This window comes from Novosphingobium sp. Fuku2-ISO-50, assembly GCF_001519055.1.
GTDB lineage: Bacteria > Pseudomonadota > Alphaproteobacteria > Sphingomonadales > Sphingomonadaceae > Novosphingobium.
In genome coordinates this window covers 57,521-71,220 of sequence record NZ_KQ954294.1, presented here as the reverse complement: position 1 = coordinate 71,220, position 13,700 = coordinate 57,521, and the positions used below count along the sequence as shown (strand labels likewise).

The window sequence follows — 13,700 nt, the reverse complement described above, 5'->3', positions numbered from 1 at the left end:
TCGACTCGTGGAAAATCCTAGGATTCTTGACGTTTCATACCCCTTTGGCGCATGATGCGCGTGAGTACAGGAAGGGTTTTGCAGGTATGGCATCGCGGGCATTCACTCCGGCGCGCAAGGGCGCCGGGTCCGGTTCGGGGGGGCGTGCGGCTCGTTCGGACTGGCGTGCGATCCTGCGCCGCAGCTTGCGCCGCAGTGCCGAACTGATCGGTGGCGCGCTGCTGTTTGCCACGCTGGTGTTTCTGGCGCTCGCGCTGGCCAGCTATACCCAGACCGATCCTTCGGGCTCGACCGCGTCGGGCAGCCCGGTCGAAAACTGGATGGGGCTGGCCGGGGCCTGGGCGGCGGAACGCGTGCTGATGCTGTTTGGCTGGCCGGGCGGGCTGATTTTGCCGTTGTTGTTCATTTTTGCACGGCGGCTGTGGGATGGCACCGGCGATCTGATCGAAGAAGTCGAAGACGATGCCGATGTGCCCGCACTGGTCGCAGGCTGGCGGCTGGCGCTGATGCTGGCGCTGGCGGCTGTGCTGATCGATGCGACGCTGGCGCTGGCGTTTCCCCGCGCGGGCGGCACTCTGCCGGCGGGCGTCGGCGGCGTTGCCGGGCTGATCGGGGCAGGGGTCGTGCACTGGTGCGCGCATTTCGCGGGCGCCGCTTCGGGCTGGGTGGTGATCGCGCTGGCGGTGATCCTTGGCGGGGCCGGGCTGTTTACAGGCGGGCGCGTGTTCGTGCTCGAAGGCTGGGCATTCAATCCGCTGGCGCTGCTGCCGCGCCGTCGCGAGGTCGATGGCGATTTCGACGACGAGGACGCCATCGCGCCCGCGCCGCGTGCCCGCGCCAAAAGCGGCGATACGCAGGTCGTGCCGCAGATCGAAGAACCGCGCGGTGCCTCCGGGGGCGCGGGCGAAGAGCACGCCTCGCCGCGCCGCCCGACCGAAATCACCGATCCGAGCCGCAGCCCGGCCCCGGCGCCGCTGCAAAAGGCGCGGCAGGGCGATCTGTTCGACAAGTTCGAATTGCCGCCGATCGATCTGCTGGACGAACCGCAAGTCAGCACCGCGCCAAAGATCGACAAGCTGGCGCTCGAACGCAATGCGCGCCTGCTTGAAAACGTGCTCGACGATTTCAACGTCAAGGGCGAGATCATGGCCGTGCGCACCGGGCCGGTGGTCACGATGTACGAACTCGAACCCGCGCCGGGGATCAAGGCCAGCCGGGTGATCGGCCTTGCCGACGACATCGCCCGCAACATGAGCGCGGTTTCGGCGCGCGTCTCGGCGATTCCGGGGCGCACGGTGATGGGTATCGAATTGCCCAATGTGGTCCGCGACATGGTCTCGTTTCGCGAACTCGTCGGCTGCGACCGCTTCGTCAATGCCAAGGGGCTTTTGCCGATCATCCTGGGCAAGGACATCACTGGCGAACCGATCGTCGCCGATCTTGCCGCGATGCCGCACTTGCTGGTCGCCGGGACGACCGGCTCGGGCAAGTCGGTGGGGTTGAACTGCATCCTCTTGTCGCTGCTCTATCGGCTGACCCCGCAACAGTGCCGTCTGATCCTCGTCGATCCCAAGGTGCTGGAATTGAAGAGCTATGACGACATTCCCCACTTGCTGTCGCCGGTGGTGACCGAGCCGGCCAAGGCCGTGCGCGCGCTCAAGTGGGCGGTCGAGGAAATGGAACGCCGCTATCGGCAGATGAGCTCGATCAGCGTGCGCAATCTGACAGGGTTCAATGAAAAGGTCCGCGCCGCCGCCGCCAAGGGCAAGCCGCTCGGTCGGCGCATCCAGGTTGGCTTTGACCCCGACACGGGCGAGGAAATCTACGAGGAGCAGCAGCTCGATTACCAGACGCTGCCGCAGATCGTGGTGATCGTCGACGAACTGGCCGACCTGATGGTCACGGTGGGCAAGGAAATCGAAGTGCTGATCCAGCGGCTGTCGCAAAAGAGCCGCGCGGCGGGCATTCACCTGATCATGGCGACGCAGCGTCCCTCGGTCGACGTCATCACCGGGGTGATCAAGGCCAACTTGCCCACCCGGATCAGCTTTGCCGTCACCAGCCGGATCGATTCGCGCACGATTCTGGGCGAACAGGGCGCCGAACAGCTGCTCGGCAAGGGCGACATGCTCTACAAACCCAACACCGATCCGGTCAAACGGGTCCATGGCCCGTTTGTTTCGGACGAGGAAGTCGAGCGCATCGCGGACCATTGGCGCAAGCAGGGTTCGCCCGAATACGTCGATTCGGTTACCGAAGAACCCGCCGAGGGCAGCTTTGGCTTCGACGATCTCGAAGCGACCGCGTCGGACAACCCGGAGGAACGCAAGTACCGCCAGGTCTGCCAACTGGTGTTCGAAAGCCAGAAGGCCTCGGCCAGCTGGATTCAGCGCCAGATGGGCGTCGGCTACAACACCGCGTCGAAATGGATCGAGCGGATGGAAGCCGACGGCCTGGTCGGCCCGCCGAACCACGTCGGCCGCCGCGACATCTATCGCGACAAGGATGGCAATCCGCTTTGAAACAGGTGCGCGCTTAACCATTCCAGCGTCCTGCCGTTCTCGTCACATGACCGGCGGGGCGTGCCACCTCCATCCCGAACGGACGACCCGTCGGTCACTGTGCGGGAAGGATCGTGCGCGGCATGGAAGCGCTGACCCAGTGCTGGTATACCCGGATGCATCGTCCGGAGCGCGCGCGCCATCGCGAAAGCGACGGCTCGGTGACCAGCACCTGCCGCTATTGCCGGCGCCCGCTGGTCAGTTGGGACCGCGTGAACTGGAGCTTGTCCAACGGGCTCGATGTCTCGCACCTCGCCGAGATCACCAGCGGCCGCACGCTGACGCTGATCGACACGCTCGATGATCTGATCATCCGCCGGTTTCCCGTGCGCCATCTCGGCAGCGAAGCCGAAGTCGATGCCTTGAAGCAGGAATTGCGCGCCGAATACGCGCTCGACGAACCCGGATCGACTCTGGTCCTGCGCGATAGCGCCCAGCCGCGCGGGCGCCGCCGGGCCAAGGCGCCGCCCGACCTGCCCCCGGGGATTACTCCAAACGTGACCGACCTTCCGTCAGATCCAGCCTGACCTCTGCGGGGGGTCTGATCCTGGCCGGGGGGGCTTCATCCCGCATCGCTCAGGCGAAGCTGCCACAGGATGAAGGCGAATTCCTCGGCGGTTTCCTTCAGGCTTTCAAACCGGCCCGACTTGCCGCCATGGCCTGCGCCCATGTTGGTTTTCAGCAAGAGCGCATTGTCGTCGGTTTTCAGTTCGCGCAGCTTGGCCACCCATTTGGCCGGTTCCCAATAGGTTACGCGCGGATCGTTGAGCCCGGCGGTGACCATCAGCGGCGGATAGGCCTGCGCGCGCACCTGATCATAAGGCGAATAGGACCGGATCAGGTCGAACGCGGCCTTGTCCTCGACCGGATTGCCCCATTCGGGCCATTCGCCGGGCGTCAGCGGCAGGGTTTCGTCGAGCATGGTGTTGAGCACGTCGACAAACGGCACATGCGCGACGACCGCGCCCCACAGATCGGGATCGGAATTGATCACCGCGCCCATCAGCTCGCCGCCCGCCGAGCCGCCGCTGATCGCGATCCGCCCGGGCTGGGTCAGGCCGCGTTCGATCAGGCCTTTGGCGACATCGACAAAGTCGTTGAACGTGTTGGTGCGCTTGTCGAGCTTGCCGTCCTTGTACCAGCGCCGCCCGAGGTCGTCGCCGCCCCGGATATGCGCGATGGCAAAGACCATGCCGCGATCGACCAGGCTCAGCCGTCCGGTCGAAAAGCCCGGCCCGATGGCAATGCCATAGGCGCCATAGCCATAGAGATAGAGCGGGGCGGGCCCGGCAATGTCCTTGCGCGCCATGATCGAGACGGGAACCATCGTGCCGTCGCGCGCCTCGATCTCCAGCCGCTCCGTCCGGTACAGCGCGGCATCATAGCCAGACGGAATTTCCTGCACTTTCAGCGGTTCGAGCGCGCGCGTCGCGACGTGGTAATCATAGACCGTCGCCGGGCTGATCATCGATTCGTAGGTCAGGCGCAGCCGGTCGGTCGTCCATTCGGGATTGTCGGCCAGCCCCGCCTCATAGCTCGCCTCGGGAAAAGTGATCGGCTCGATCCGGGCGGGATCGGCGTAAGAGCGCACTTCGATCCGGTCGAGCCCGCGCACCCGACCTTCGGTCACATAGAAATCGCGGAACAGGTCAAACCCGGTCAGGTAGAAGTCTTCGGTGCCTTCGACCAGCGTGGTCCATTCGTGCGGCTTTGACAGCGGCGCGGTGGCGAGGCGGAAATTTTCGTGCGTGTCGTTGGTGTGGATATAAAGCACGGGCTCGGTGCCGTCGCCGAGGTCATGGACGTCGACGTCGTATTCGACCCCCGTTTCGCGCGCGCGCACCAGAATTTGCGGCGCGGTCGGGTCGGCGGCGGGGACGAGCCTCGCCTCGCCGGTTTCATGATCGCCGGTCGACAGCACCAGCCAGCGTTCGCTCGCCGAAAGCCCGACGCCGACGCGAAAGCCTTCGTCGGCTTCGTGATAGAGCACGGTATCGTCGCTTGCCGCCGTGCCGAGCCGATGGAGCAGCACGGTATCGGTGCGCCACTGGTCGTTGACCCGGGCATAGACCAGGGCGCTGTCGTCGCTGGTCCAGACGAGGCCCGACAGCGTGTCGGGGATTTCGTCGGGCAGCATGTCGCCGGTCGCGATGACCTTGATCCGCGCGACAAAGCGCTCCGAGCCGTTGTCGTCGATCGCATAGGCCAGCAGGCGCCCGTCATTCGACACCGAGATCGCGCCGAGCCGGAAATAGTCCTTGCCCGCTGCCGCTGCAGTTTCATCGAAGATCAGCTCGTCTGCCGTGGCATCGTCTCCGGCCGAAATCGGGCGGCGCCACCACTTCTTGTATTCGGCGCCTTCCTCGTATTCGATCCAATAGAGAAAGGCGCCGTCCTTCTGCGGCACGGAGCGGTCGGCTTCCTTGATGCGTCCGCGCATTTCGGTGAACAAGTGGTCGATCAGCGGCTGCTGCCCGGCCATCGCGGCGTTGAACCAGGCGTTTTCCGCCTCCAGATGGGCGAGAATGGCCGGGTCGGTCACCTCGGGATAGCCGGCATCGCGCAGCCAGGCGTAATCGTCGGTCACGGTCACGCCGTGGCGGGTAAAACGGGTCGGGCGCCGTTCGGCGACAGGTGGGGTGGTTTTGGCCATAGTCCGCATCTATGTTGGCGCCATGGTCCCGGCAAGGCCGGGCAAGCACTCCTTGATGGATTACCCTTATGTTGATGAACACCCATGAGGCGCGGCTGGACGCGCTGCGCAAGCGTCTGGCGAGCGAAAACCTCGACGGCTTTGTCGTGCCGATCTGCGATGAACACATGAGCGAATATGTCGGCGCCTATGCGCGGCGGCTCGAATGGCTGACCGGGTTTGCGGGATCGGCGGGGACGGCGGTGGTGCTGCGCGACAAGGCGGCGATGTTTGTCGACGGGCGCTATACGCTGCAAGTGCGCGCGCAAGTCGACGCGCGGCTTTATGGTTTCGAGCAGGTTCCGGCGACGAGCCCTGCCGCATGGCTGGCGGGCGAGGCCCCGGCGGGCGCGCGAATCGGCTATGATCCCTGGCTGCACACGCGCGGCTGGGTCGAGGCCACGGCGCGGGCGCTGGCGGCGTCGGGCGGCGAGCTGATCGCGGTTTGTGCCAATCCGGTCGATGCGGTGTGGGCCGACCGGCCCGCGCCTTCGCTTGCGCCGGCGGTGCCGCATCCGCTGGACTTTACCGGGGTCGATGCGGCGGACAAGCGCGCCGCCGTTGCGCGCTGGCTGGGCGAGCGGAATTGCGACGCGGTGGTGATTGCCGCGCTCGATTCGGTGGCCTGGCTGTTCAATATCCGCGGTTCCGATGTCGAACGCACGCCGGTCGCGCTGGCCTTTGCGCTGGTCCATGGCGATGGCAGCGCGGATCTGTTCCTCGCGCCCGAAAAAGTCACGCCCGAGCTTGTCGCGCATCTGGGCGATGGTGTCCGGCTGGCCCCGCGCGATGCTTTCGTGCCCGCGCTCGCCGCGTTGTCTGGCAAGCGTGTCGCGGTCGATCCCGATCGCAGCGTTGCGGCGATCTTTCAGGCGCTCGATATGGCCGGAGCGGCGATTGTCGCGCTGACCGATCCGACGATCGTGCCCAAGGCGGTCAAGAACCCGGTCGAAATCGCCGGGCACCGCGCGGCACAGGCGCGCGACGGCGCGGCGGTGACGCGGTTTCTGCACTGGCTCGATCGCGCAGGCCCGGCGGGCGGCGAGACAGAGCTTTCGGCCTCGGCCCGGCTCGAAGGCGAACGGCGCGCGACCAATGCGCTGATCGATCTGTCGTTCGACACGATTTCGGGCGCGGGGCCCAACGGGGCGATCGTGCATTACCGCGCCGAGCAGGCGACCTGTCGCGCGATCGAGCCCAACAGCGTCTATCTCGTCGATTCGGGCGGGCAATATCGCGACGGCACCACCGACATCACGCGCACCGTCTGGATCGGCCCCGACGCGCCGCCGCAAGATGTGCGCGATTGCTTTACCTGCGTGCTCAAGGGGCACATCGCGCTTGCCCGCGTGACATTCCCGCGCGGCACCTGCGGCGCGCAGCTCGATGTGCTTGCGCGGCAGTTCCTGTGGGCCGCAGGGCTCGATTATGCGCATGGCACGGGCCACGGCGTCGGCAGCTTTCTGTCGGTACACGAAGGGCCGCAGCGCATCGCCAAGTCGCAAGGCGGGCAGGCGGGCACCGGGCAGGAACTCCTGGCCGGGATGATCATCTCGAACGAGCCGGGCTATTATCGCAGCGGAGCCTTCGGCATTCGCATCGAAAACCTGGTGCTGGTCGAAGACCGGGCGATCGCCGGTGCCGAAGCGCCGTTCCTGGGCTTTGCCACGCTTACCCTGGTGCCGATCGACCGGCGGCTGATCGATCCCGCGCTGCTCGATGCGGGCGAGCGCGGCTGGATCGATGCCTATCACGGGCAAGTGCGCGCGGTGCTGGCGCCTTTGCTCGACGGGGCGGACCGCGCCTGGCTGGAGGCGGCGACGGCGCCGCTGTGATACGTGGATCGTTCATGATATGTTCTGTCTCGACCGAGTCGTTCGGTCGGCTGATGAAAGGTGTGGCTGATGATTGGCTATGTCACTTTGGGGACCAGCGATCTTGCGCGAGCAGGCGCGTTCTATGATCCGATCGCTACAGAACTGGGCACGGGGCGGATGTACACGACCGACCGGGCGATCATCTGGGGTACACCCGGCGGCGCTGCGGGCATCGGGCTGACTCTGCCGTTCGACGGGCAACCGGCGAGCGTCGGCAACGGGGTCATGGTCGCGTTTGAAGCGCGGGACGCGGCGCAAGTCGATCGCATCTATGATCTGGCGCTCGCCCATGGCGGCACCGACGAAGGCGCACCGGGGCCGCGCGGCGACGACGGCACGTTCTATGCCGCCTATTTTCGGGATCCCGATGGCAACAAGCTCAATGCCTTTGTCATCAGCGCAGGCTGACAGGCTGGTGCGATTTGGCGGACGACGCGACAATGTGCGACAATAAAGCCCGGGTTTCGGCATAGTTGAGCGACACATTCGCCCTATATCCTCGATCAGAAAGTCGCGGGGCGGTTGACGTCCAGCCCCCTGTTCAAACCCGGATCGGCATCCCCCGCATGATCCCGGGGCCGCCTTGCGGCTTTCCCCCCCGGTTGCGAACCCGCCCCTTACGGATCGCGCCATGTTCTCCCAGGAGGGAACGAGGATATGAAGAAAGTGCTTTTCGCAGGCGCAGCCTTTGCCATGCTGGCAACGTCGGCGCTTGGTATCGCAGCGACGGTTCCGGCGACGGCGCCTGCTGCTGCACCGCATCGCGCGCCCGATGCGACCTTTGCGCAAGTCAAGGTCGAGGCGGACAAGCTGTGGGATCGGCTCGATGCCAATCATGACGGCAAGATCGACAGTACCGACCGCGATGCTCGCCTGCTCGAACGCTTTGCCAAATGGGATACCAACCATGACGGCGTGATCAGCAAGGATGAATTCCTCGCGTTTGTTCACGCGCGCGAAGCCGAAGGCAAGGATCATCGCCACGACGGTCCCGAAGGCGGGCCGGAACGCGGCTGGGACCATCGCCCGGGCCAGGGGCCGATGGGTATGCATGGTGGTCGCGGCATTGCCATGGCGATCATCGGACCCGCGCTGCATGAAGCGCGCAAGGATGGCGTGATCACGCGCGCCGCGTTCGATGCCGCGCTCAAGGCCCGCTTCGACAAGCTCGACACCAACCACGACGGCAAGTTGACGCACGAAGAGCTGCGCGCTGCGCGGCACGAGTGGGGTCATGAAGGCCGGGGTCATGAAGGCGGGGGTCATGAAGGATGGCGCCATCACGATGATGGCGACATGCCGCCGCCTCCCGGCGACGAATGAGTGGTGCAATCGATGTCGACCGCACTGGAACCTCTGACCCAATCGGATATGAACGGCGGGATGACCGATATTTCCCGTACCGAAATCCTGCTGGTCGATGACGAGACCGCCTTGCGCGAACCCCTGGCCGACTATCTGTCGCGCCAGGGGTTCGGCGTGACTCAGGCGGGCAGCGCCGCCGAGGCGCGCGGGTGTATTGCTGCCGCGCATTATGACCTTGTCCTGCTCGACATCATGATGCCGGGCGAAGACGGGTTGTCGCTGTGCCGCCATCTTGCCGAAACCAAACGCATGCCGGTGATTTTCATCACGGCGCGCGGGGAATCGACCGATCGCATCGTCGGGCTGGAAATCGGCGGCGACGATTACGTGGTCAAACCGTTCGACCCGCGCGAACTGGTCGCGCGTATCCGCAGCGTCCTGCGGCGTGCCGGACGCATCGCGCCCGAAGCCGGCGAAGCGGTGGTCTATGAATTCGAAGGCTGGCGGCTCGATCCGCTGAAGCGTCGGTTGATCGATCGCGAAGGCGCGGTGGTGTCGATTTCCTCGGCGGAATTCCGCTTGCTTCTGGCGTTTCTCGATCATCCGCGCCAGGTGCTCGATCGCGACCGCCTGCTCGACATGGTCCAGGGGCGAGAGGCGCATCTGTTCGACCGCGCCGTCGATAACCAGATCAGCCGCCTTCGCCGCAAGATCGAGCCCGACAGCCGCAATCCGCAATTGATTCAGACGGTCTGGGGCGGCGGCTACATGCTCGCTGCCGAAGTGCGCAAAATCGCGGCACTGGACTGACCCGCGTGGCCGATCGCCTTTCGTTTCCGGGGCGCCGCCTTTCGCTGTCGTGGCTGCGCAGCCTGCAGGGGCAAATCCTGCTGGCGATCGCGGCGGCGCTGCTGATTGCGCAAGGGCTGTCGGCCTGGCTGATCTGGCGCGAGGTGCATCAGCGCCATGTCGCCACTCTGGTCAACGGCACGGTGATGCGCATGCTGGGCGACCGCGCACTGATGCCCAACCCGGATCATACCGGGCCTGATCACACTGGGCCTGATCATGCCGGTCCTGATCATGCCGGTCCTGATCATGAGGGACATGGCGGGCATGAGGGGGGGCGCGATCTGCTTCCCCCGCCGCCGCCCCCGCTCGATGATCGGTTGCGCCTGCCGCGCCCGCTGCATGTGCGGATCGATGCGGCATCGCCCGAACAGCCGGGTGATCGCCATCTCGGCGAAGTCGAGACGCAGCTTCACGAAGTGCTCGAATCCCAGAGCGAGCAGACCGGCCCCTTGCTGGTGGTCGAGCGCGATCCGGAGCGCGACCCGCTGTTGCGCCCCGTTCTGCCGGCGCTGCGCGCCCGGTTCCGCTTGCCGGGCGACGGCGCCTTGCCGCGATTGGTGGTCGCGTCGGAGCGGCAGGCCGATGGCAGCTGGCTGACCGTGCGCAGCTTCATGCCAGCCAGCGAAACGCAGTTGCTGCTCGGCCTGCTGCGCCAGACGATCCTGACGTATATCGTGCTGGTCGGCGTGGTCGGGCTGATCTTGCGCCGCATCACGCGCCCGTTGAGCGCCTTGACCCGTCGGCTCGAAAGCTTTGCCGCCGATCCCGGCGTTCTGGACCAGCTTGAGCCGCAAGGGCCTGCCGACATTCAGCGGCTGATCATCGCGCACAATGCGATGGAGGCGCGGATCAGCGCGCTGCTCGATGAAAAGGATGTCATGCTCGGGGCGATCGGCCACGATCTCAAGACGCCGCTCGCCGCGCTGCGCGTGCGGATCGAGGCGGTCGAAGACGACGTCGAGCGCGGGCGCATGGCCGCGACGATCGAGGACATCAATCGCTCGCTCGATGACATCCTCTCGCTGGCCCGTGTCGGGCGTCCCTCCGACCCGATCGAGGCGACCGAGATGTCCGCTCTGGTCGCCGATATCATCGGCGAATACGAGGACATGGGCGACAATGTCACACTGGGCGATGCCGAACGGATGGTCGCGCCGGTGCGCGCCACCTGGCTGCGCCGCGCGCTGCGCAATCTGGTGTCCAATGCGCTGCGCTATGGTCACTGCGCGCGCGTGACGCTGCGCCGCGAGGGACGCGAGGCGGTGCTGATCGTCGAAGATGACGGGCCGGGGATTCCCGAAGGCGACATTGCCCGGATGATGGAACCGTTTACCCGGCTCGATCCGTCACGCAACAGCGCGACCGGCGGCACCGGGCTGGGCCTGACGCTGGCGCGCGCGATCGCCGATCAGCATGGCGGTTCGCTGATATTGGCCAATCGGCTCGAACAGGGGCGGCTCGAACAGGGGCGGCTCGAACAGGGGCGGCTCGAAAAGGGGCGAATTGTCGGCCTTTGCGCCACTTTGCGCGTGCCTCTGGCCTGAATCGGGCGGCGGCGTTCATGTCGCTCGTCGGTCGGGATGGGCCATCGGTCGATGGCGCGCCGCCAAACTGATTGCCATTGCAACCAACGCCTTGCTAGGATCGCGTCATCTTGCCCCCGGGTCGGGTGGCTTTTCCAGACTAAGGTTGACGATGCCGCGTTCCGAAAAATGGTCCTTTGCCGCCCGTTCATGCGCCAGGTTCGCCCTTGCCGGCTCGGCGCTTTCGCTGATTTGCGCGGCGCCTGCGCTGGCGCAAGCCCCGGTCGCGTTCCCCGCCGACGGCACGCTGGCGCATAGCGCGATCCCCAGCCACTATGCCATCGCGATCCGCCCCGATCCCAAGGCGCTGACGTTTACCGGCACATTCGCGATCGACATCGACGTGCCGCAGGCAACCGATGCCGTGGTGCTCAACGCGGTTCAGCTCAAACTGGGCAAGGCCGACCTCGTTGCCGCAGGGGGCCGGGTCACCCCGCTGACCATCGGCTATGACGAAAAGGCGCAAACCGTGCGGCTGGCCGCGCCGGGCATGATCGCGCCGGGCCGCTATCGCATCGAAGGCAGCTATGCCGGGCATATCGATACCCAGGCCGACGGCCTGTTTGCGCTCGATTATACCGGCAACGACGGCAAGCCGACCCGCGCGCTGTTTACCCAGTTCGAGCCGAGCTATGCCCGCCAGTTTGCGCCGATGTTCGACGAACCGTCGTACAAGGCGACGTTCGATCTGTCGGTGGTCGTGCCCGAAGACCGTCTGGCGATCAGCAACATGCCGATCGCCAGCGAGCAACCGGCGGGCAAGGGGCTGAAAAAGGTCACGTTCCGCACCACGCCGAAAATGGCCTCGTATCTCCTGTTCTTTGGTGCGGGCGACTTTGAGCGGACGGCGAAAATGTCCGGCGCGGGCGTCGAGGCGGGGATCGTTGCGCCACGCGGCAGCGGCGAACAGGCCCAATTCGCGCTCAACGAACTGGCCGGGCTGATTCCGTATTACAACGACTATTTCGGGCAGGCCTATCCGCTGCCCAAGATCGACAACATCGCCGGGCCGGGCCAGTCGGAATTCTTTTCCGCGATGGAAAACTGGGGCGCGGTGTTCACGTTCCAGCGCGATCTGCTCGACGATCCCAGGACCACTTCGCCGCGCTCGCGCGAATTCATCGCGGTGGCGCAGGCCCACGAAGTCGCGCACCAGTGGTTTGGCGATCTGGTCACAATGGCCTGGTGGGACGATTTGTGGCTCAACGAAGGCTTCGCCAGCTGGATGGAAAACAAGGCGATCGACCATTTCCATCCCGACTGGTTCGAACTGCTGACACGCGTTTCGGGTCGCGAGGCGGCGATGGGGCTCGATGCTTTCCGCACCACGCATCCGGTCGTGCAGCATATCCGCACCGTCGATGAAGCCAATCAGGCCTTCGATGCGATCACCTATCAAAAGGGTGAAGCGGTGCTGGCCATGCTCGAAGCCTATGCGGGCGAAGACACCTGGCGGCAGGGCATCCGCGCCTATATGGCCGCGCACAAGTTCGGCAACAGCCACACCGCCGATTTGTGGTCTGCGGTCGAAGCGGCCGGGGCCACCGGGCTGACCACGATCGCCACCGATTTCACCACCCAGCCGGGCATTCCGCTGGTGCGCGCGGGCGATGCGCAATGCGCCAACGGCAAGACCACGCTGTCGCTGACGCAGGATGAATTTACCCGCGACCGCGTCGGCGAGGCATCGACGCGGCGCTGGCATGTGCCGCTGCTGGTTTCGGTCGGCGGCGCGCCGGTGCGCTCGATCATGGCCGGGGGCAAGGCGACGCTGACTCTCGATGGCTGTGGCCCGGTGGTGATCAATGCGGGGCAGTTGGGCTATTACCGCTCGCTCTATACCCCCGCGGCCCTGACCGGGCTGACATCTGCCTTGCCGCGCCTGACGCCGATCGATCAGATGGGGCTCGTCGCCGATCAGCTCGAGCTGGCCTATGCCGGGTATCAGCCGATGGGCGGTGCGCTGGGCCTGCTGGCCGCAGTACCGGGCAATGCCAATGCGCGCGTCGCCGAGCTGGCGGTGAACCGTTTTGAGGGGCTTTACGACCGGCTTGACGGCGATGCTGCCGGGCAGGCGGCGTTGACCGCGCGCGCGGTCGCGCTGTGGAAGCCGCGCCTCGATGCGCTCGGCTATGATCCGCGCGCCGGCGACACGGTGCCCGATGCGCTGTTGCGATCGCGGCTGGTATCGGCGCTGGGGCATGTCGGCGAACCCGGCGTCGTGGCCGAGGCGCGCCGCCGTTTTGCCGCGCTCGATACCGATCCCCACGCGCTCGACGGCGCGCTGAAGCAGGACTGGATCGGGATCATCGCCCGCAATGCGAGCCCTGCCGAATGGGACAAGCTGGAACGCATGGCCGAGGCGAGCACGTCGACCGTCGCCCGGTCCGACTTGTTTGCGCAGCTTGGCGCGGCGCGCGATCCGGCGCTGGCGCAGCGGGCGCTCGATCTTGCGCTGACCGACAAGCCGGGCAAGACCACTTCGGCGGCGATCATTGCCACCGTCGCGGGCGAACACAGCGAATTGGCGTTCGATTTCTTCCGCGCGCATCGCGACACGGTGCTGGCGCTGCTCGATGCTTCGGCGCGCACGACCTATGTCGAACGGATCGCCGCGCGCGCCGACAGCGAGGCGATGGTCGGCAAGCTGACGGAATACGAAGCGACGTTGCCCGACGATGCCAAAAAGCCGGTCGAACGCGCGCTCGCGCGGCTGCGGAACCGGCTGGCGATCAAGGCGCGCGTGGCGCGCGAAACGGTCGCGTGGCTCAAGGAGGCTGGGCTTAAGGCAAACTGATCGCGGCGGGTTTTGCATCCGACCGTTGATGCG

9 protein-coding genes are annotated in these 13,700 nt (G+C 65.9%); 8 read left to right on the top strand and 1 reads right to left on the bottom strand.

Annotated elements, in window-relative coordinates:
* Positions 1-86 precede the first annotated feature (86 nt).
* Together AQZ50_RS13370 and AQZ50_RS13365 are read left to right on the top strand one after the other, a co-directional pair.
* Positions 87-2,522, top strand: coding sequence for a DNA translocase FtsK (locus tag AQZ50_RS13370; RefSeq protein ID WP_067746963.1), 2,436 nt, complete (start codon positions 87-89; stop codon positions 2,520-2,522).
* 113 nt (positions 2,523-2,635) lie between these two features.
* Entirely contained in the window at positions 2,636-3,088 is a 453-nt protein-coding gene (locus AQZ50_RS13365; protein ID WP_231730286.1) for a hypothetical protein, read from the top strand.
* A 35-nt stretch (positions 3,089-3,123) separates the two neighbouring features.
* On the opposite strand, the gene AQZ50_RS13360 is transcribed toward AQZ50_RS13365, so the two are convergent.
* The gene (locus tag AQZ50_RS13360; protein ID WP_067746961.1) at positions 3,124-5,223 is read right to left on the bottom strand and encodes a S9 family peptidase; all 2,100 of its coding nucleotides are present in this window, start codon (positions 5,221-5,223) and stop codon (positions 3,124-3,126) included.
* Positions 5,224-5,288: 65 nt separating this feature from the next.
* On the opposite strand from AQZ50_RS13360, the gene AQZ50_RS13355 reads away from it, so the two are divergent.
* The 6 genes from AQZ50_RS13355 (at position 5,289) to AQZ50_RS13330 (ending at position 13,667) form a co-directional block, all read left to right on the top strand.
* Positions 5,289-7,088 carry an aminopeptidase P family protein gene (locus tag AQZ50_RS13355; protein WP_067747046.1) on the top strand — a complete coding sequence of 600 codons (1,800 nt, stop codon included), beginning with the start codon at positions 5,289-5,291 and terminating at the stop codon, positions 7,086-7,088.
* A gap of 69 nt (positions 7,089-7,157) precedes the next feature.
* Positions 7,158-7,538: a VOC family protein gene (locus tag AQZ50_RS13350; protein WP_067747045.1), complete on the top strand. Its 381-nt coding sequence runs from the start codon at positions 7,158-7,160 to the stop codon at positions 7,536-7,538.
* Between the two features lie 249 nt (positions 7,539-7,787).
* Positions 7,788-8,453 (top strand): EF-hand domain-containing protein, encoded by a 666-nt coding sequence (locus AQZ50_RS13345; protein WP_067746960.1) that lies wholly within the window; start codon positions 7,788-7,790, stop codon positions 8,451-8,453.
* A 60-nt stretch (positions 8,454-8,513) separates the two neighbouring features.
* The gene (locus tag AQZ50_RS13340; RefSeq protein WP_231730285.1) at positions 8,514-9,245 is read left to right on the top strand and encodes a response regulator; all 732 of its coding nucleotides are present in this window, start codon (positions 8,514-8,516) and stop codon (positions 9,243-9,245) included.
* Positions 9,246-9,250: 5 nt separating this feature from the next.
* Entirely contained in the window at positions 9,251-10,831 is a 1,581-nt protein-coding gene (locus AQZ50_RS13335; protein WP_231730284.1) for an ATP-binding protein, read from the top strand.
* Positions 10,832-10,982: 151 nt separating this feature from the next.
* The gene (locus tag AQZ50_RS13330; protein ID WP_067746959.1) at positions 10,983-13,667 is read left to right on the top strand and encodes a M1 family metallopeptidase; all 2,685 of its coding nucleotides are present in this window, start codon (positions 10,983-10,985) and stop codon (positions 13,665-13,667) included.
* The last annotated feature ends 33 nt before the right edge of the window (positions 13,668-13,700 follow it).

Bases quoted from the DNA above. Each gene is read 5' to 3' on its own strand.
- AQZ50_RS13370 (WP_067746963.1), top strand. From the start codon at position 87: ATGGCATCGCGGGCATTCACTCCGGCGCGCAAGGGCGCCGGGTCCGGT.
- AQZ50_RS13360 (WP_067746961.1), bottom strand. From the start codon at position 5,223: ATGCGGACTATGGCCAAAACCACCCCACCTGTCGCCGAACGGCGCCCG.
- AQZ50_RS13355 (WP_067747046.1), top strand. From the start codon at position 5,289: ATGAACACCCATGAGGCGCGGCTGGACGCGCTGCGCAAGCGTCTGGCG.
- AQZ50_RS13350 (WP_067747045.1), top strand. From the start codon at position 7,158: ATGATTGGCTATGTCACTTTGGGGACCAGCGATCTTGCGCGAGCAGGC.
- AQZ50_RS13345 (WP_067746960.1), top strand. From the start codon at position 7,788: ATGAAGAAAGTGCTTTTCGCAGGCGCAGCCTTTGCCATGCTGGCAACG.
- AQZ50_RS13340 (WP_231730285.1), top strand. From the start codon at position 8,514: ATGACCGATATTTCCCGTACCGAAATCCTGCTGGTCGATGACGAGACC.
- AQZ50_RS13330 (WP_067746959.1), top strand. From the start codon at position 10,983: ATGCCGCGTTCCGAAAAATGGTCCTTTGCCGCCCGTTCATGCGCCAGG.